This window comes from Geobacillus sp. Y412MC52, from assembly GCF_000174795.2.
Lineage (GTDB): Bacteria > Bacillota > Bacilli > Bacillales > Anoxybacillaceae > Geobacillus > Geobacillus thermoleovorans.
This window is the reverse complement of the sequence record NC_014915.1, coordinates 632,313-648,860: the sequence shown is the minus strand read 5'-3', so window position 1 is coordinate 648,860 and position 16,548 is coordinate 632,313. Positions and strand designations below refer to the sequence as shown.

The following is a 16,548-nucleotide window of genomic DNA, read 5'->3' as shown; positions in this document are numbered from 1 at the left end:
CGAAGGATCCATTTATTGGTCTGCGAAACTTCACTTCGTTATAGAAGAGGAAGACTTCTTTCGAGATGAAGGTTAAAACTGAAAGGCGAACTGTTTAAACGGCCAGTAGCGAAAGTCCACCTTGCCGACAATTTGGTTGATTTTGACAAACCCAAAATGGCGGCTGTCCCAGCTGCTAAGCCGGTTGTCGCCAAGAACGAAAATGCAGCCGGGAGGCACCCGTGTTTTCCCGGTCACCTCCTCAAGCGTAAAATCCCCGGTCAGCCTGCCGTCAAGCAGCTTTTGCTTATACGGGCGCAAATACGGTTCGTCAACTTTTTTTCCGTTGACATACAAGATGTCATTTTTGTACGCGATCCGATCGCCAGGCAGGCCGATAACCCGCTTGACGTAATCTTCCTTTTTGTTGGCGTGAAAAACGATAATGTCGAACCGGCGAATAGGCCCGATGTCGTAGGAAAGCTTATTGACGATCAGCAAATTGCCGCTCTCTAGCGTCGGCATCATCGATTTTCCTTCCACCATGTAATTGCTGAACACGAACAACCGAAGCGTGGCGACAACACAAACGGCAACAAACCATGGCCATCGGCGGCCTCGTTTTTCTTTTTGCTTGGTCACTCTCCGCCCTCCTCGCGGCCTTGTTCTTCCGTCAACGAAAATCGCGCTTCCACCCGTTTTCCGGCGTACCAAAGCAACAGAACGACTGCGGCGATCATCGCCGTGCGCAGCGGCTGACGGATGAGCGCCTTCAAGTCATAGCCGATAAAACTGATGGTAAACACCATGATCATCTTTCCTAGCAGCACCGCCAATACAAACTGCTGGCGGCTGATGCGCGACAGTCCGGCAACAATATTGACAAGCGCCGATGGGGTGAACGGAAAGCAATACAACAAAAACAGCGGACCAAATCCGTGTCGCTCAATCCAATGCATAAACTGCCGCACTTTCGGGTGGCGGCGGACAAAGTGAAAAAAACGCTTCTGCCCCACTTTCCGCGTCAGCCAAAACACGATGAGCGAGCCAAGTGAAGCGCCTAGCCAAGAGATCAGAAACCCTTTCCATAGTCCAAACGCCGCTGCGTTCGCCATCACGAAGACGAACATGGGCAAAATGGGAAAAAACGACTCAAGCAACGTCGCTGCGATGCCGGGAAGCACGCCGAAAGAGCGGTATTGTTCGAGCAGGGAAAGGATGCTGTCGAGCGTGAACCATTGTTTGATTGTTTCCATATCCATGTCTATTCCCCATTCAAATGCCGTTTATATCTTTATTTTACACGTCCAGGCGCCTAATTTGAACTCATCTTTAGGAAAAACCATTTTTATCAATTTGTTCAGCTAACTCTGTTTTTCTTGCTGCATGCGAAATATGTATTGGAGTTTGCGCTCCCTCGCTTCCATCCGCTCGGATAATTTTGTCCGCAGTTGAGCCGTTCGGTATAACTGGTTGATGAACGATTTGCAGGAAACATCGAGGGATATGCTTTTTCCGTTGCGGAAATAAACGATGGTCCGCTCATATTTGGCAGGCTCATACCGATAAACGTGCATGTGCGAGAGCCAAACGCAGCGGGAGTCACGCGGAGAGGCGGTTGGAAATACGTAAATTTCATTGGCTGGTTCAATGGCGATCGGCGCTTTATGGGTGATGCCAATGACGGCTTTTGTTCCTTCTTTTCTCCCTTGAAAGCTGCTTCCATAGTAATCGCAACTATGTTTAATAATGTCCATCGGCGTTTGTTTGATGATATATTCGCCGTCCTCCTCAATGACTTTCGCATACACATCGCTGTTTAAAAAGTATGGGAGAATCGCCATCGTATAACGGCTTACGATGAATTGCTCCAAGACAATGAATTCATTGACTTTCATCCGTTCGTCTCCTCTCTTAATCAACTCACCCACTACTCCTATCATACCATCAGCAGTTATATTTTTCTATATTTTGCAAAAAATCTATTAAAAAAAACCATGACAATCGTCATGGGTGTTCTAAGAGTTTTCAAACGTTTGACCGATTTCTTTGGACGCTAAATATTCATTCGCCTGTTCCAACGCGGCATGCTCGCCGACCGAGTCGCCAGCATACGTCTCTTCATCCATCAACCATTGCTCAACATGAAGATCCGTGCTGACGCGAAACTCAGCGGGCATCAGCTCCGGCAGGTTGCTTTTGTTTTTTTCCATCACATCGCCTCCCTATGTCTTATAGGATGCTCCATCTTTTTCCTTTTTATACACGAAAAAAGCCCGGCCACGCCGGGCTTTCGTCTTCGTTTGTGATCGGTTTGCATTAAGCTGTCGTAAACTGTTCTTCTTCGGTCGATCCTTTCAAAGCGACTGTTGACGATTGGCCGCCAGAGATCACTTGGGCGACTTCGTCGAAATAGCCCGTGCCGACTTCGCGCTGATGGCGCGTCGCCGTGTAGCCGTACTTCTCGGCGGCAAATTCCGCTTGCTGCAGCTCGGCGTACGCCGCCATGCCTCGCTCTTTGTAGCCGCGCGCCAGTTCGAACATGCTGTAGTTGAGCGCATGGAAGCCAGCCAAGGTGACAAATTGGAACTTGTATCCCATTTTGCCGAGCTCTTGCTGGAATTTGGCGATCGTTTCGTCGTCCAATTTTTTCTTCCAGTTGAACGACGGCGAGCAGTTGTACGCCAGCAGCTTGCCTGGGAATTTCTCATGGATGGCTTCGGCAAATCGGCGCGCCTCATCCAAATTCGGCTCGCTCGTCTCGCACCAAATGAGGTCGGCATATGGCGCATAGGCAAGCCCGCGGGCGATCGCTTGATCCAAACCGGCTCTTGTGCGATAAAACCCTTCCGGAGTCCGTTCCCCGGTGATAAACGCTTGATCGCGCGGGTCGATGTCGCTTGTGATCAAGTCAGCAGCGTTCGCGTCGGTGCGTGCGATGAGCACCGTCGGAACCCCCATGACATCGGCGGCCAACCGCGCCGCGATCAAGTTGCGAATCGCCGTTTGCGTCGGCAAAAGCACTTTGCCGCCTAAATGGCCGCATTTTTTCTCCGATGACAGCTGGTCTTCAAAATGGACGCCAGCCGCTCCGGCCTCAATCATCGCCTTCATGAGCTCAAAGACGTTCAGTTGGCCGCCGAATCCCGCCTCGGCGTCAGCGACGATCGGCACAAAGTAGTCCACGTCCCCGCTGCCTTCTAAGTATTGAATTTGATCCGCGCGCTGCAACGCTTGATTGATTCGCTTGACGACATGCGGAACGCTGTTGGACGGATACAGGCTTTGGTCCGGATACATCTGTCCAGCGAGGTTGGCGTCGGCCGCCACTTGCCAGCCGCTTAAATAAATCGCCTTCAAGCCTGCTTTCACTTGCTGCACCGCCTGATTTCCGGTCAGCGCGCCAAGGGCCGCGACGTAATCCTCTGTATGAAGCAGCTTCCATAATTTTTCCGCCCCGCGTCGAGCGAGCGTATACTCGATGTCAAGCGAGCCGCGCAGTTTAATGACATCCTCCGCGCTGTACGGACGGACGATCCCTTCCCAGCGCTCCTCGTTTTTCCAACTTTCTTCTAATTGCCGGACACGTTCAGCAAATGACGCCATTTTTCCTTCCCCCATCTCTCTATTGTTATATTACATTGTTTATATTTACGATTTTATTATATAACAGAAAAACGAAAGTGCAAGCCTTTTTTTGAAACTTTTTTTAATTGGGAAAATAGTCGCATATTGTTCATAAACATCGCGATTTTTTCGCTAATCTTTTTGATATGATCATATTGAGGAGTGATGAATAGTGAAAAAATGGTATACGTTGGCTGCCTCTCTTGTCATCATAGGCATCAGCGTCGGCATCCTGTACTTTGCTGTCTACCAGCCATCGACGATGCGGCTTCCAAATGACGTGACGATGGAAACAGCATGGGGAAAATCATACGAGTTTGGCGACCTTCCGCCGAAAGTGCGGCTTGTCGAGTTTATTTATACAAACTGTCCGGATCTTTGTCCGAATACGACAGCACAAATGGCAAAACTGCGCGATCGCCTAAAAAAAGCCGGGGTATTTGGGAGCAAGGTGGAATTCATCACGATCACGATCGACCCGGCGCGCGATACGAATGAAAAGCTGCAGACATATGCCAATGCGTTTGGAGTCATGAGCGACGGACAAGGTTGGGTGTTTTTGCGCGGCAGCGAAGCAGACACGAAAAAAGTAGCGGACGCCTTCCACTTTCAATACCGCGACCCGGGCAACGGCATGATCGTACACACGACGCTCGCCTACTTGCTTGGCCGCAACGGGCGTGTCGTCAAACAAATCGGCATGGGAACATCTCGATTTCATGTCGATGAGGTATACGAGGCGATTATGGAGGAATTGTCATAACCATGCAGCAAGTTTGCATACCTGTCGCAAAAGGAAAAGAGGAAGCGATGTCCGCTTCCCTTTTTAAACAAATAACGAATACAGGCTGAGCGCCGCAACCGCCGCAAGCACGACGATCATGACATTGGCCCCAAGCCAAGCTGTGATGACGGCCGCTGCAAAACCGATGACACCGAACGAAAGATCATCTTGGATGAAAAAAACGTCCGGAATAATGAGCGCCCCAAGCACCGCATACGGCACATTTTTCAGCACTCCTTGCCAAAACGACGGCAGCTCGACGCCGCCGAGCAACACAAACGGCAACAGGCGCGGCAAATACGTCACGATCCCCATGCCGATGATCATCCATACGATCGCGCTATTCACCGCCGTTTCCCCCTTCCTTCGTCAGCCATTGAACGATGATGGCCGACAACAATGTAGCCAACACGATCGACCAGCCTTTCGACAAGTGAAGGGCAAACGTGCCGATCGAGTTGAATAAAGCCGACAGACCCGCCAGCCAGACGATTTTCCGCTGCTTTTTCAACGCTGGAACGAGCAGGCCGATAAACATGGCATACAAGGCAATGGACATACTTTCTTGCAAACTTTCCGGCAAACCGGACCCAGCGGCATAACCAATGCCCGAGTTGACGACCCAGCTGCCATACGCCATGGCAATGAGCCCAAACATATACGAGGCGTTGATCGTTCCTTCTTTCATCGCCGCCACCGAAAACGTCTCATCGGTAATGCCAAAGGCGTACAGCGCTTTTTTCCAAAGTGCGTCCGGCTCAGCCTTTTCATTAAGGGACGCCGACATTAAAAAATGGCGAATGTTCAATACGAATGTCGTCAACACGATTTCAAACACCCCGGTGCCAGCGGCAAGCAGACTTAATGCGATATATTGCGAGGCGCCGGCGAAGACGACGATGCTCATGAGCACGGTCTCGGCGAACGTCAGTCCGGTTGTCTTGGCGAGCAGTCCAAACGCCAGCGCGATCGGCATGTAGCCGATGGCAATCGCTGCTCCTGCTTGCACCCCTTGGCGAAACGGCGCCATCTTGCCGGCTGCCCATGTCGTTTCCATTCATTCATCCCCCCATTTGACTAGATTGATAACTTTATTGTCTAAAAATTCGTCTCATTTCGCAACCCGAACGTCCATCCATTGTTTCTGCTCACGCCAAACACGAGACAAACGCAGAGAAAGGCCAATCTATGATATAATCAAACTGATTATGATTGACGGCAACAGAAAGGGAGTGCACGTCCATGTCAGTGAAACCGTATGTATTAACCGACCGCGGCATTTTCCGTTATGAACAAGTCACGTACCCGATGGAAGAGCGCGGCTTGCAATTCGGCGATGGCGTCTACGAAGTCGTCCGTTTATATAGCGGGACATACGTTTGGCTTCGCGAGCATCTTGACCGGCTGTACCGTTCAGCGGCCGCCATTCGCCTATCCGTTCCGTTTGGCTGCGAAGAGCTCATCGAACAGCTTGAGGAGCTTCGCCGCCTCAACGATGTGCAGGAAGATGCGATTTTGTATTTGCAAATGACGCGCGGCAGCTTCCCGCGCAACCATGCGTTTCCGGCGGAAAACCGGCCGAACTTGTGCGCCTACATCCAGCCGATGGCGCGGAAAACCGAGGAAATGACACATGGGGTGCGCACGATTTTGACGAAAGATGTCCGCTGGGAATACTGTTACATTAAAAGCTTGAACTTATTGCCCAACGTATTGGCTAAACAAGAAGCGGTTGAACGCGGAGCGTTTGAAGCGATTTTGCATCGCGACGGCGTCGTAACCGAAGGCAGCTCGTCAAACATTTTCCTTGTCAAAAATGAAACGGTGTACACCCATCCGGCCACCGCACAGATTTTAAACGGCATCGTCCGCACGAAAGTGAAGGAATTTTGCGCTGAGCTTGGCATTCCATTTGTCGAAGAAGCGTTTTCCACCAACGACCTTAGGGAGGCGGACGAACTGTTTTTAACGAGCACGACGTCAGCGATTATCCCGATTATTCAAGTCGACGAAACGGTGATCCGAAGCGGCGCGCCAGGGGCGGTGACGAAGGCGCTGCAAGCCGCCTACCGACAAGCGACGCAGCGAGAAACCCAAAATATCTGACCGGCCGGCCGAACAGAAGAGGTGTCCCCCAGCCAAAGAAGGACACCTCATTTCGTTTATGAGCTGAGCACGGCGCGGTCGCTCGCAAACTGGCTGCCGCGGATGCGTTGGAATGCCTCAAGCAGCCGCTCGACCGTCAGCTCTTCTTTCTCCTTTCCTTCTGCGGCAAAAATGATTTGCCCGCCATCCATCATGATCAACCGGTTGCCAAGGCGAATCGCCTGCTCCATGTTGTGCGTCACCATGAGCGTCGTCAGGCGGTGCTGCTCAACAATTTGCTTCGTCAACTCCGTGACCAACTCCGCCCGCGCCGGATCAAGAGCGGCGGTATGTTCATCGAGCAACAGCACATCCGGTTTTGTAAACGTCGCCATCAACAGGGAAAGCGCCTGCCGCTCCCCGCCGGAAAGAAGTCCGACTTTGGCGGCGAGCCGGTCTTCAAGCCCTAAATGAAGCGTTCGCAGCGTCTCCCGAAACCACTCGCGCTTTTGTTTCGTGACGCCAAGGCTTAACGTGCGCCGCTTTGTCCGGTTGTAGGCGAGCGCCAAATTTTCCTCAATCGTCATATGCGGGGCGGTGCCGGCCATCGGGTCTTGAAAGACGCGGCCGATGTAGCGGGCGCGCGCATGCTCCTTGAGCGCGGTTACATCGCGGCCGTTGATCCACACTTCGCCGGTATCAGGAGACAGCCGTCCGGAAATGATGTTCATGAGCGTGGACTTGCCGGCGCCGTTGCTGCCGATGACGGTGACGAAATCGCCGGGGGCAAGCGTCAGATCAATGCCGCGCAAAGCGATTTTCTCGTCAGCCGTTCCTTCGTTAAACACTTTTGTAATTCGTTTCAGCTCCAGCAACGGTTTCCCCCCTCTCCAACTGCCGCACCCTCCGCTTTTTCCGCTGCCGTTCTTTTTGCGCCGCCAACGTGTTGGGCACGACGAGCGCCATCATCACAATGAGCGCAGTAATCAATTTCACATCGCCCGTCTCCAAAAACTCGACGCGCAACGCAAGCGCCAAAATGAGGCGATAGACGATGGCGCCGCCGATGACCGCCCACGTCGCGCGTGCGACCGAACGGGCGCCAAACAAAGCCTCCCCGATGATGACGGAAGCGAGCCCAATAACGATCATCCCGATTCCCATCCCGACGTCGCTGAATCCGCCGTACTGGGCGACGAGCGCTCCGGAAAGCGCCACAAGTGCGTTCGACAGCCCAAGGCCGAACACGATCAACCAATCGGTGTTGGCGGAAAAGCTCGCCACCATCGGCTTGTTGTCTCCAGTTGCCCGCAAGGCGATCCCCACTTCTGTTTTCAGCAGCCAATCCAACAGCCCTTTGACCATTAGCGCGACAATCGCCATTGACACAAGCACCGCCCATGTCCGCGGCGCAAAGCCGGTGAAGGAAACGAGTCGGTTGAGCGCCGCATCCAACCCAGCTTGCTTCCAGATGGCGGTGATTTTGGTGATGACCGTTTCCTGCTGCAAGAGCGGCACGTTCGATTTGCCCATAATGCGCAAATTGATCGAATACAAAGCGATCATCATTAAAATGCCGGATAACAGTGGATTGATTTTCCCTTTCGTATGCAAAAGCCCAGTCAACACCCCGGCGGCAAAGCCGGCCAAAAGCGCCGCGGCTGAGGCGGCAAACGGGTTGGCTCCATTGACAATCAGCACGGCGGCGACGGACGCGCCGGTGACGAAGCTGCCGTCAACCGTCAGATCGGGAAAATCCAAAATGCGAAACGATAAATAGACGCCGAGCGCCATCACGGCGTAAATCAAGCCGGCTTCGACGGAACTGAACATCGCTGTCCACACAACTTTTCACCTACCTTTTCGGAAACACACCGAAGGCGCATGTGACACGTTGAGTGCCAAAACGCACTTTTCCCTACTTTTTGGCCCCCTCCTTCATCGAAGGAGGGACGGCCGCTTATTCAATATATTCCGCAATGGAATCCCATTCTGGATTGAGCTTGATGCCCATTTCTTGCGCTGCTTTTTTGTTGATGACAAGCTTCAATTTTTGTGGATATTGCACCGGCAAATCGGCTGGCTTTTTGCCGTCTTGCAAAATTTGCGCCGCCATTTCCCCCGCTTCGTAGCCGATGTCATAATAGTCGAACCCGTACGCCGCAAAACCGCCGCGCTTGACGGAATCCAGTTCGCCAACAAAAAGCGGAATGTCGTGTTCATTCGCCACCTGGATCACCGACTCGAGCGCCGAGACGACCGTGTTGTCGGTGATGATGTACAGACAATCGACTTTGCCGACGAGCGACTCGGTCGCCTGCTTCACCTCTGCTGACGTCGATACTGATGCAGGAACGATTTGCAAGTCCGTTCCTTGCATCGCCTTTTTCACCTGTTCGATTTGAGCGACTGAGTTTTGTTCGCCGGCGTTATATACCATGCCGACACGGTTGCCTTTGATATATTTGTCAATAAACTGCACCGTTTTCGGAATGGCCTCCGGGTGCGTATCGGTCGTTCCCGTCACATTGCCGCCCGGTTTTTCCATCGATTGGACAAGCTGCGCGCCGACTGGGTCAGTCACCGAAGTGAACACGATCGGAATGTCTTTTGTCGCATTGAGCGCCGCCTGCGCGCTTGGCGTTGAGTTGGCAAAAATCAAGTCGACGCCGTCCGAAACAAAATTATTGGCGATCGTTTGGTTGTTGCTTTGGTCGCCTTGGGCGATTTGCACGTCATACTCAACGGACAGCCCTTTGTCTTTTAACGCCTGCTGGAATCCCTTGCGCGCCGCATCGAGCGATGGATGCTCGACAATTTGCGTCACGCCGATTTTGTACGTCTTTTCTTTCTCGCTCTTCCCGCCGCTTCCCTGGCTGCTTCCCGTCTCTTTCGCACCGCCGCAGCCGCCAAGCAACAAAAAGCTGGCCGCGCACACCGCGGCGAACCGCCGAATCGATTGACCCATGATCCCATCCCCCTATGTAGAAAAGTTTAGCCCTTTTAAACTTTTATGTGTTAAATTATATAAATTTATCTACTTGTTTTCAATATACTATTCAAAAAAAAGAAAAGGTGCTGAAAATTCAGCACCATCAAGCGTGGGAAGACGCGAGCCGCTCTTTTAACGCTCTTCGCAAAATTTTGCCTGTCGCGTTTTTCGGCAGCTCGTCCAAAAAGTCAATCGCGCTCGGCACTTTATATTTTGCCAATCGCTCACGGCAGTAAGCGATGAGCTCTGCTTCCGTCAGCTCCGGATTTTTCGCGACGACATACGCCCGCACCGCCTCTCCGTAATCCGGGTCCGGCACGCCGATCACCGCGGCTTCAACAACATCCGGATGGCTGTACAGCACTTCTTCGACTTCGCGCGGATACACGTTGTAGCCGCCGACGATAATCATCTCTTTCTTTCGGTCGACGATATAGAAATAGCCGTCCTCATCCATGCGCGCCAAATCGCCGGTGTGCAGCCAGCCGTCGCGCAAGGCGGCCGAGGTCTCTTCAGGCATTTTGTAGTACCCTTTCATGACGTTCGGCCCGCGAACGACAAGCTCGCCAACTTCGCCGACGGGCACTTCTTCTCCGTATTCGTTGACGACCTTATTTTCAACGTTTTTAATGTTCGTTCCGATCGAACCGGGTTTGCGCGGCCGATCGAGAGGATTGAAGCAGGTGACGGGGGACGCCTCCGAGAGCCCGTACCCTTCCGAGATGATGACATTGAACTTTTTCTCAAAGTTTTCAAGCAAGGCGACCGGCATCGAAGCGCCTCCTGAGATGCAAAGGCGGAGCGTCCGCAAATCGTCCGCACTTCCACCTTCATATTGATAAAGGAAATTGTACATCGTCGGCACGCCGGCAAAAATCGTCGCCTTTTCCTCGCGAGCCAGCTGGAACAACTTCGACGGGCTGAACTTTGGCATGATGAGCACCGTTCCGCCGTTCATCAGCGGGGCATTGAGCGCCACGGTCAAGCAAAACACATGAAACATCGGCAAGGCGGCAATGACGCGATCGTTTTCGTTGATGCCTAAATAATCGGCCGTATCTTGCGCATTGCTGTATATGTTTTTATGAGTGAGCATCGCTCCTTTCGGCTTGCCCGTCGTCCCCGATGTGTACAAAATGACGGCGACATCGTCATCATCCAGTTCAGGGCCGGTAAAATCCGGGCTGCCGTCCGCCAACACTTCTGCAAACGATTTCATTCCTTCCGACAGGGAAATGCCTTTTTCCTTCCCTTCCGGCGTTTCACAAACGATCGCATGCTCAAGCAGCGGAAGCCGCTTCTTCGCCTCCACAAACAACGGAGCGAGCAAGTCGAGGCCGATCACCGCCTTGACGTCGCCGTTGTGCAAAATATAAGAAATTTCCTCGGGCGTGTAAATGGGATTGATCGGAATGACGGTCGCCCCAAGCCGCAGCGCCCCGTACAAGCCGATGACGAACTGCGGCGAGTTGCCAAGCAACAAGGCGATATGGTCGCCTCGGCGAACGCCAAGCCGCGCCAACCCGTCGGCAAATCGGGAAATGGCTTCGTCCAATTGTTGATACGTGCACCGCTCTTTCATGAACACATACGCTTCCTTGTCCGGCAACTGCTTAGCGATTTGCGCCAACCGCTTCGTTACGTTCATATACGCTCCTCCCCCAAAATGAATGAATGACCATTCATTTTATAAGTAAAAAAATTCGAACTATATTCATTATAAAAAAAAGAACAGCAAAGGGCAAGGGAAAGCGTTTCCTTTGCTGTTCTCTCTTATTTTGGCCTATTGCGCCCATGTTAGACCGGTGCGGGCGAGGCGGATGACACCGCGGAACGTCCGGCCAGCCTCCTCAACCAGCTGCTCGTGCCGGCCAACGTGTGGCAAATGCGTCAACCATAATTCTCCGACACGTGCTCCCTCCGCGATGGCCGCCGCCTCCTCGCTCGTCATATGCCCAGCCGGCGCCGCGTTTTGCCCAGCGTAAAAGTTGCACTCGCAAATGAGCAAGTCGGCTCCTTTGGCAAACGGAAGAAACTCCGGTATATAGCTTGAATCGGCCGTATAAACAACCGTCTTGCCGCCGGCAGTAATGCGCATCGCGTAGCATGGCACTGGATGGACTGTTTTCATAAATGTGATCGAAAACGGTCCAACAGCCAGCGTCCCATTCGGGTCATAGGAAATTCCTTCCGTAATGCCGCTGTGCGTCAAGCGTGAAAACGCCGCCTCGTCTTCCACATGGCCGTAAATCGGCAAGACGGGAAGGTCAGCTCCCAAATTTTTATGAATGAGACGCGCATATTGGAGCGGGCCGATGTCGGCGATATGGTCGTAATGGTAATGGGAGATGATGACCGCATCTAAGTTTTCCACAGCCGTATAGTTTTGCAGCTTGGCAAGCGCCCCACTGCCGCAATCAACGAGCAGGCAAAATCCGTCATGCTCGAACAAATACGCCGATGTCGCTTCATTGGCGGCAGGGAATCCTCCCCAATAGCCGATGACCGTCACTTTCATTTTCGGTTCTCTCCTTCCATTCGTTTTGTCTTCATCATACACAACCGCGCCTATTTTTTCATCTTTGTTGATTTTTGTTTTAAAACACCTATTGACATTTTGTTATGTGTTATAATACAATAAAATTACCAAGACAACGGAGGGGATCGGAATGCTGATGAAAGTGTTGGAATTTTTCAGAAACTTACCGCCAAAAAAATGTCTGCACTGCGGCAAAGAGATTGACGAGCAGCATGAATGCTACGGCAACACGTGCTCTGATTGCCTTGGCGCCGCTTACCGCCAATAGGTAAGCGGGGCATCTCTTGCGTCACGGCGTCGGCTGCCCCGCCGGCGTTTGGCTGTTCCCCAATGCAGCCTGCCTTTTCTCTTGACTGCCTCCAGCTAAGAGGCATTTTTTTTTGCCAATCTCAGGGGCGCCATCACACACAACGTTCTAATGGCGGCCCATCCGCAAAAAGCAATCCCCCGTCCCAGCAAATGGTTTTCCTTTCATTTACTTTCCATCTCTTGTTTGATTCCGATATTGGCCAATGCAAAAAGGCGTCCCAATCTTTTTAGGACGCCTTCGAGACGGCATGGTTCAATCATCACGTTTGAGCCGCTGTTTCCGTCCATACCGCATAACGGCGGCGATACCGAAGGAGAAAATACACGAGCGTCGCCAAGGCAAAGACCGCGGCTGTCGCAAGCAATATCGCAGCTTCCTTCCACATGACCAAGAAATCGCCGCTTGAAATGACTGCTCGCAACCCACGGATCGCAATGGGTCATCGGCAGCCACGGATGAAGCGACTGCAACGCATCCGGAACGAGCTCAATCGGATACGTGCCGGCGCTTCCAACCAGCTGGGCAATCAATAGCAAAATGGCAAGAAACCGGCCCGGGTTGTCAAACACGGTGACAAGGAATTGAACAATCATCATAAACGTTATGCTGATGATCCAAGTGAACAAATGCCAAGCAAATGAATGTTTTTCCTTCAGCCGCTTGACAACATCGTCGCCAGGATGCATCGGTTCGCCGTCAAGCTTAGCTCCTTGGTCTTCATTGACGACAGCGACCGGCAGGCGGTCCAAATGCCCATACGGGTCCCAAAACGCCCATAAAAACGACCCGCTGTACAGAAGAGGAATGAACAGAACAGCAAGGATCGGGACAAACACTTTCGGGCGGAGCACGATGGCCCGCAGCTCTTTTCGCAGCATATGGCGCTCCCTCCTTTGTACAGATGACCAAATTGTCCGTATGGTCAATTTCCAGCAAAAAAAAGAGGATCATCTATCTCGACAATCCTTGCAAAAAATAGAGCGTAAACAATTCAGCAATTTGTTCTTTTGTCAACGGTTCATGATCTTTTTCCCAATCGACGATCAAGGCGATGTACGTCTTGAGCATCAAAAATGCCGTAATTTCCGAATTGCACGGACGAATCTCCCCTTTTTCCACCGCCGCATCAATTTTTTGCCGAATGAACTCGACCATTGCCCGGTCCAGTTTGGCAAGCACTTCTTGCACCGCCGCCGTACCGATATTGCGCACTTCTTGAAGCAGCTTCGCCGTCAGCTGATGGCGCTGGCGAAATTCCAAAATGCGGTACAAGGCGCGGTGGACGTTTTCGGAAAACGGCAGCGACGAGTCCATCGCCAGCTCCGCTTCCGCCTTGATTTCCATAATCAATCCGGAGACGATTTCATCAAGCAGTTCCTCTTTGCTTTTAAAAAACGTATAGATCGTCCCCTTGCCGACGTTGGCGAGCTTGGCGATCTGCTCCATCGTCGTCGCCTTGTAGCCAAAGGCAGCAAACGATTGGGCCGCCGCTTCGATGATTTGCCGTTTGCGGTCGCTTGCCATACTCCTCATCCTTCAAACTGACTAAATGAACAATTTGGTCAATCCGTATCCATTATACTATCAAACAACATGGATGTAAAGGGCCGTCGCATTGGGGACGGAATTTCTTCCTGCTCCCTCATCCTTTCCAAGCAAATGGGTAGAAGCGCCGTTGAAGCTTCTCCCACGCTCTTTTCACATCCCTTTTGCAGCGGAAACCACTTCCACGAACCAAAAGAGACAAACAGCCATCCGCTGCTTTTCGCTTCAAACGGCGGGCGGCCGCACCGACGTCCAAATGTGAGCGGCGAACGGACCAGGGCGTTGGAAAACCGTTGGTTAACGGACGCTGCTGTACAGATCGGACGTCTGTTGAACTGGCGCTTGCTGCAAATACAGAAGCACGTCACGCACCGCTTTTTCGCCTTGGTCAATGCAATCCGGCAATCCGAGCCCTTCGTATGAGCTGCCGGCCAAAAACACCCCCGGCAGCGCATCGCCCATCTGCCGTTTAATGTGCGCCAGCCGCTCGCGGTGCCCGACCGTGTATTGCGGCATGGCCCGCTTCCAGCGCGAGATGACGGCGAACTCCGGTTGGCCGGCGATGTTCATCACTTTATTTAAATCATCCAATACAACACGGACGATCTCATCATCAGGTTGGTCGACGATCTCCTCATCGCCCGGGCGCCCGACGTAGCAGCGCAAGAGCGCCTTGCCAGGCGGCGCCGTGTGCGGCCATTTTTTATGCGTCCATGTGCACGCTGTCATCGTGTAATCGCTGCGGCGCGAAACGACAAACCCGGTGCCGTCAATGTCTTGGCGGATCGCCTCCTCCGGAAATGCGAGCGCCACCGTCGCCACCGACGTCAGCGGCACTGAACGGAACGGGGCGAAAAACGGATAGTCAGCAAACATGTCGGGCACAACATGATGCGGCGTTGTCACGATGATGCCGTCTGCCCCCCACACATCTCCTGTGCTCAGTTGCAGCCGATACGCCGAATCGGTGCGAACGATCCGCTCGACACGCACCCCTTTGATGACGCTGCCCGGCTCAAGCCGTTTTTCCACTTCATCAACGAGCGACTGCAAGCCCGTTTTTAACGTCTGGAACGCCCCTTTCCGCTCTTTTTGCTCTTTCGGCGTCGTTCGTCTCGCTCCACGGACAAGGCTTCCGTATTTTTGCTCAAGCTGAAAAAACTGTGGAAACGTCGCCATTAGGCTCATCTCATCAATGTCGCCGGCGTAAATGCCGGAAAGCAGCGGTTCGATGAGATTGTCCACCACCTCATCGCCGAGGCGGCGGCGGAAGAAGCGGCCAAGCGGCATATCACCATCGACTTTCACCGGCGGCAGCACAAAGTCAAGCGCCGCCCGCAGCTTGCCGGCCGGGGAAAACAGTCCGGTCGTTAAAAACGGGGCGATGCGCGTCGGAATGCCCATCACCGCTCCGCCCGGAATTGGATAGAGTTTGCCGTTGACCAAAATGTACGATGTTCCGGTCGCGTTATGAACGATCTCATGTTCAAGGCCGACTTCCTTCACAAGGCGAAACGCGCTCGTTTTCCGCGCCAAAAACGAGTCTGGACCGCGTTCAATGACAAAACCGTCGCGGACGACCGTCTGCACTTTTCCGCCGAGCCGGTGCGTCGCCTCGACAAGTTTGCATGCAAGTGGGAGGCGTTGCTCTCGAATCGCTTTTTGCAAGTAGTAAGCAGCCGTCAAGCCGGTAATGCCGCCGCCGATGATGACGACCGTCCGTTGCCCTTCATTCATGTCGATCGCCTTCTTCCGCCCACCGCTTTAACACAACCGACGCCAATGCATCAATAAACAATGGATTCGTGTTGGGCATCTCCGGTCGGTAATAGCGGGCGCCGATCTCTTCCGTCACCTGTTTGCACTCAATGTCGTTGTCATACAACACTTCCAAATGGTCGGCGACAAAACCGACCGGCGCGTAAACGAACGACGTATAGCCGCGCTCTTCGTAAAGCTGGCGCGTCAAGTCTTGCACGTCCGGCCCAAGCCATGGTTCCGGCGTCTGACCGGCGCTTTGCCAGCCGACGGCATAGTGGGCGACGCCGGCTTGATCAGCAATTCGTTTCGCTGTATCTTCGAGCTGCGTTGGATACGGGTCACCGGCTTGAATAATTTTTTCCGGCAAACTATGTGCGGATACGATCAGCACAGCTCGCTCCCGCTCACGTTCCGGCATGGCGGCAAAAATCGCCCGCACTTGTTCTGCCCAATATTGCAAAAACTTCGGCTCGTCATACCATTGATCAATCGTGTAAATGGTCGGTCCGCCGAGCTTTTCCGCTGCCGCTTTCGCCCGCTCATTGTACGAGCGAATGCTGAATGTGGAATAATGAGGGGCTAGGACGATCCCAACCGCTTCTTTGATGCCGTCATCATGCATGCGCTCGACGGCATCCTCAATGAACGGCTCAATATGTTTGAGCCCTAAATACATGCGAAACTCGACTTCATCTTGCACTTCGTTCAGCCGCTCCTCGAGCCGTTTCGCCTGCTCTTCCGTAATTTTCGCAAGCGGCGACAACCCGCCGATCGCCCGGTAGCGCGCTTTTAAATCGTCGATTTGTTCCTGCGGCGGCTTGCGCCCATGGCGAATGTGCGTATAATACCGTTCAATATCATCTTCCCGGTACGGCGTTCCGTACGCCATCACGAGCAGCCCCACTGTTTTTTTCACCATTGTGCCA

At 52.9% G+C, this 16,548-nt stretch carries 19 protein-coding genes; 3 read left to right on the top strand and 16 right to left on the bottom strand.

Annotated features, from left to right (window positions below; genetic code table 11):
- Positions 1-72: 72 nt before the first annotated feature.
- The 5 genes from lepB to aceA form a co-directional block, all read right to left on the bottom strand.
- Positions 73-621, bottom strand: coding sequence for a signal peptidase I (gene lepB, locus GYMC52_RS03360; RefSeq protein ID WP_013523077.1), 549 nt, complete (start codon positions 619-621; stop codon positions 73-75).
- On the bottom strand, positions 618-1,241 hold the full coding sequence (locus tag GYMC52_RS03355) for a TVP38/TMEM64 family protein (RefSeq protein WP_013523076.1): 624 nt from the start codon (positions 1,239-1,241) through the stop codon (positions 618-620). Before GYMC52_RS03355 ends, lepB begins: the two co-directional genes overlap by 4 nt.
- Positions 1,242-1,343: 102 nt before the next feature.
- A complete protein-coding gene (locus GYMC52_RS03350; RefSeq protein WP_013146211.1) occupies positions 1,344-1,877 on the bottom strand; it encodes a competence protein ComK in 534 nt (177 codons plus the stop codon).
- 120 nt (positions 1,878-1,997) lie between these two features.
- Positions 1,998-2,192 (bottom strand): hypothetical protein, encoded by a 195-nt coding sequence (locus GYMC52_RS03345; protein WP_013523075.1) that lies wholly within the window; start codon positions 2,190-2,192, stop codon positions 1,998-2,000.
- A gap of 106 nt (positions 2,193-2,298) precedes the next feature.
- The gene (gene aceA, locus GYMC52_RS03340; RefSeq protein ID WP_013523074.1) at positions 2,299-3,585 is read right to left on the bottom strand and encodes an isocitrate lyase; all 1,287 of its coding nucleotides are present in this window, start codon (positions 3,583-3,585) and stop codon (positions 2,299-2,301) included.
- A 193-nt stretch (positions 3,586-3,778) separates the two neighbouring features.
- Between aceA and GYMC52_RS03335 the strand changes: the two genes are divergently transcribed.
- Positions 3,779-4,369, top strand: a complete 591-nt coding sequence (locus GYMC52_RS03335) for an SCO family protein (protein WP_013523073.1) — start codon at positions 3,779-3,781, stop codon at positions 4,367-4,369.
- Positions 4,370-4,432: 63 nt separating this feature from the next.
- Here the strand turns inward: GYMC52_RS03335 and GYMC52_RS03330 are convergent, their stop codons facing one another.
- Together GYMC52_RS03330 and GYMC52_RS03325 are read right to left on the bottom strand one after the other, a co-directional pair.
- Entirely contained in the window at positions 4,433-4,738 is a 306-nt protein-coding gene (locus GYMC52_RS03330; RefSeq protein ID WP_013523072.1) for an AzlD domain-containing protein, read from the bottom strand.
- The gene (locus GYMC52_RS03325; protein WP_013523071.1) at positions 4,731-5,447 is read right to left on the bottom strand and encodes an AzlC family ABC transporter permease; all 717 of its coding nucleotides are present in this window, start codon (positions 5,445-5,447) and stop codon (positions 4,731-4,733) included. The genes GYMC52_RS03330 and GYMC52_RS03325 overlap by 8 nt, the downstream gene beginning before the upstream one ends.
- A gap of 185 nt (positions 5,448-5,632) precedes the next feature.
- Between GYMC52_RS03325 and dat the strand changes: the two genes are divergently transcribed.
- Complete coding sequence (gene dat, locus GYMC52_RS03320) at positions 5,633-6,496, top strand: D-amino-acid transaminase (RefSeq protein WP_013523070.1); 864 nt, start codon at positions 5,633-5,635, stop codon at positions 6,494-6,496.
- Between the two features lie 56 nt (positions 6,497-6,552).
- Here dat and GYMC52_RS03315 read toward each other — a convergent pair whose 3' ends face one another.
- The 5 genes from GYMC52_RS03315 to GYMC52_RS03295 form a co-directional block, all read right to left on the bottom strand.
- Entirely contained in the window at positions 6,553-7,350 is a 798-nt protein-coding gene (locus tag GYMC52_RS03315) for an ABC transporter ATP-binding protein (RefSeq protein WP_013146218.1), read from the bottom strand.
- Complete coding sequence (locus GYMC52_RS03310; protein ID WP_013523069.1) at positions 7,316-8,308, bottom strand: ABC transporter permease; 993 nt, start codon at positions 8,306-8,308, stop codon at positions 7,316-7,318. Before GYMC52_RS03310 ends, GYMC52_RS03315 begins: the two co-directional genes overlap by 35 nt.
- A 127-nt stretch (positions 8,309-8,435) precedes the next feature.
- On the bottom strand, positions 8,436-9,443 hold the full coding sequence (locus GYMC52_RS03305; RefSeq protein ID WP_013523068.1) for an ABC transporter substrate-binding protein: 1,008 nt from the start codon (positions 9,441-9,443) through the stop codon (positions 8,436-8,438).
- A gap of 127 nt (positions 9,444-9,570) precedes the next feature.
- Positions 9,571-11,115, bottom strand: a complete 1,545-nt coding sequence (locus tag GYMC52_RS03300) for a fatty acid--CoA ligase family protein (RefSeq protein ID WP_013523067.1) — start codon at positions 11,113-11,115, stop codon at positions 9,571-9,573.
- A 135-nt stretch (positions 11,116-11,250) separates the two neighbouring features.
- Positions 11,251-11,985 (bottom strand): MBL fold metallo-hydrolase, encoded by a 735-nt coding sequence (locus tag GYMC52_RS03295; RefSeq protein ID WP_013523066.1) that lies wholly within the window; start codon positions 11,983-11,985, stop codon positions 11,251-11,253.
- A gap of 151 nt (positions 11,986-12,136) precedes the next feature.
- Here GYMC52_RS03295 and yhfH point away from each other — a divergent pair, with 151 nt between their 5' ends.
- Positions 12,137-12,274, top strand: a complete 138-nt coding sequence (gene yhfH, locus GYMC52_RS18165) for a protein YhfH (protein ID WP_011230169.1) — start codon at positions 12,137-12,139, stop codon at positions 12,272-12,274.
- Positions 12,275-12,477: 203 nt separating this feature from the next.
- On the opposite strand, the gene GYMC52_RS03290 is transcribed toward yhfH, so the two are convergent.
- The 4 genes from GYMC52_RS03290 to hemH all read right to left on the bottom strand — a co-directional run bounded on the left by GYMC52_RS03290 (position 12,478) and on the right by hemH (position 16,541).
- Positions 12,478-13,194 (bottom strand): YhgE/Pip family protein, encoded by a 717-nt coding sequence (locus GYMC52_RS03290; protein WP_013523065.1) that lies wholly within the window; start codon positions 13,192-13,194, stop codon positions 12,478-12,480.
- A gap of 73 nt (positions 13,195-13,267) precedes the next feature.
- Positions 13,268-13,840, bottom strand: coding sequence for a TetR/AcrR family transcriptional regulator (locus GYMC52_RS03285; RefSeq protein ID WP_011230167.1), 573 nt, complete (start codon positions 13,838-13,840; stop codon positions 13,268-13,270).
- Positions 13,841-14,158: 318 nt separating this feature from the next.
- A complete protein-coding gene (hemY, locus tag GYMC52_RS03280) occupies positions 14,159-15,598 on the bottom strand; it encodes a protoporphyrinogen oxidase (protein WP_013523064.1) in 1,440 nt (479 codons plus the stop codon).
- Positions 15,591-16,541 carry a ferrochelatase gene (hemH, locus tag GYMC52_RS03275; RefSeq protein ID WP_013523063.1) on the bottom strand — a complete coding sequence of 317 codons (951 nt, stop codon included), beginning with the start codon at positions 16,539-16,541 and terminating at the stop codon, positions 15,591-15,593. The genes hemY and hemH overlap by 8 nt, the downstream gene beginning before the upstream one ends.
- Positions 16,542-16,548 lie beyond the last annotated feature (7 nt).

Excerpts from the sequence above, each read along its gene's own strand:
- GYMC52_RS03310 (WP_013523069.1), bottom strand. The coding sequence starts at position 8,308 with ATGTTCAGTTCCGTCGAAGCCGGCTTGATTTACGCCGTGATGGCGCTC.
- GYMC52_RS03325 (WP_013523071.1), bottom strand. The coding sequence starts at position 5,447 with ATGGAAACGACATGGGCAGCCGGCAAGATGGCGCCGTTTCGCCAAGGG.
- hemY (WP_013523064.1), bottom strand. The coding sequence starts at position 15,598 with ATGAATGAAGGGCAACGGACGGTCGTCATCATCGGCGGCGGCATTACC.
- GYMC52_RS03345 (WP_013523075.1), bottom strand. The coding sequence starts at position 2,192 with ATGGAAAAAAACAAAAGCAACCTGCCGGAGCTGATGCCCGCTGAGTTT.
- GYMC52_RS03285 (WP_011230167.1), bottom strand. The coding sequence starts at position 13,840 with ATGGCAAGCGACCGCAAACGGCAAATCATCGAAGCGGCGGCCCAATCG.
- dat (WP_013523070.1), top strand. The coding sequence starts at position 5,633 with ATGTCAGTGAAACCGTATGTATTAACCGACCGCGGCATTTTCCGTTAT.
- GYMC52_RS03290 (WP_013523065.1), bottom strand. The coding sequence starts at position 13,194 with ATGCTGCGAAAAGAGCTGCGGGCCATCGTGCTCCGCCCGAAAGTGTTT.
- hemH (WP_013523063.1), bottom strand. The coding sequence starts at position 16,541 with ATGGTGAAAAAAACAGTGGGGCTGCTCGTGATGGCGTACGGAACGCCG.
- yhfH (WP_011230169.1), top strand. The coding sequence starts at position 12,137 with ATGCTGATGAAAGTGTTGGAATTTTTCAGAAACTTACCGCCAAAAAAA.
- aceA (WP_013523074.1), bottom strand. The coding sequence starts at position 3,585 with ATGGCGTCATTTGCTGAACGTGTCCGGCAATTAGAAGAAAGTTGGAAA.
- GYMC52_RS03355 (WP_013523076.1), bottom strand. The coding sequence starts at position 1,241 with ATGGATATGGAAACAATCAAACAATGGTTCACGCTCGACAGCATCCTT.
- GYMC52_RS03305 (WP_013523068.1), bottom strand. The coding sequence starts at position 9,443 with ATGGGTCAATCGATTCGGCGGTTCGCCGCGGTGTGCGCGGCCAGCTTT.
- GYMC52_RS03350 (WP_013146211.1), bottom strand. The coding sequence starts at position 1,877 with ATGAAAGTCAATGAATTCATTGTCTTGGAGCAATTCATCGTAAGCCGT.
- GYMC52_RS03295 (WP_013523066.1), bottom strand. The coding sequence starts at position 11,985 with ATGAAAGTGACGGTCATCGGCTATTGGGGAGGATTCCCTGCCGCCAAT.
- GYMC52_RS03300 (WP_013523067.1), bottom strand. The coding sequence starts at position 11,115 with ATGAACGTAACGAAGCGGTTGGCGCAAATCGCTAAGCAGTTGCCGGAC.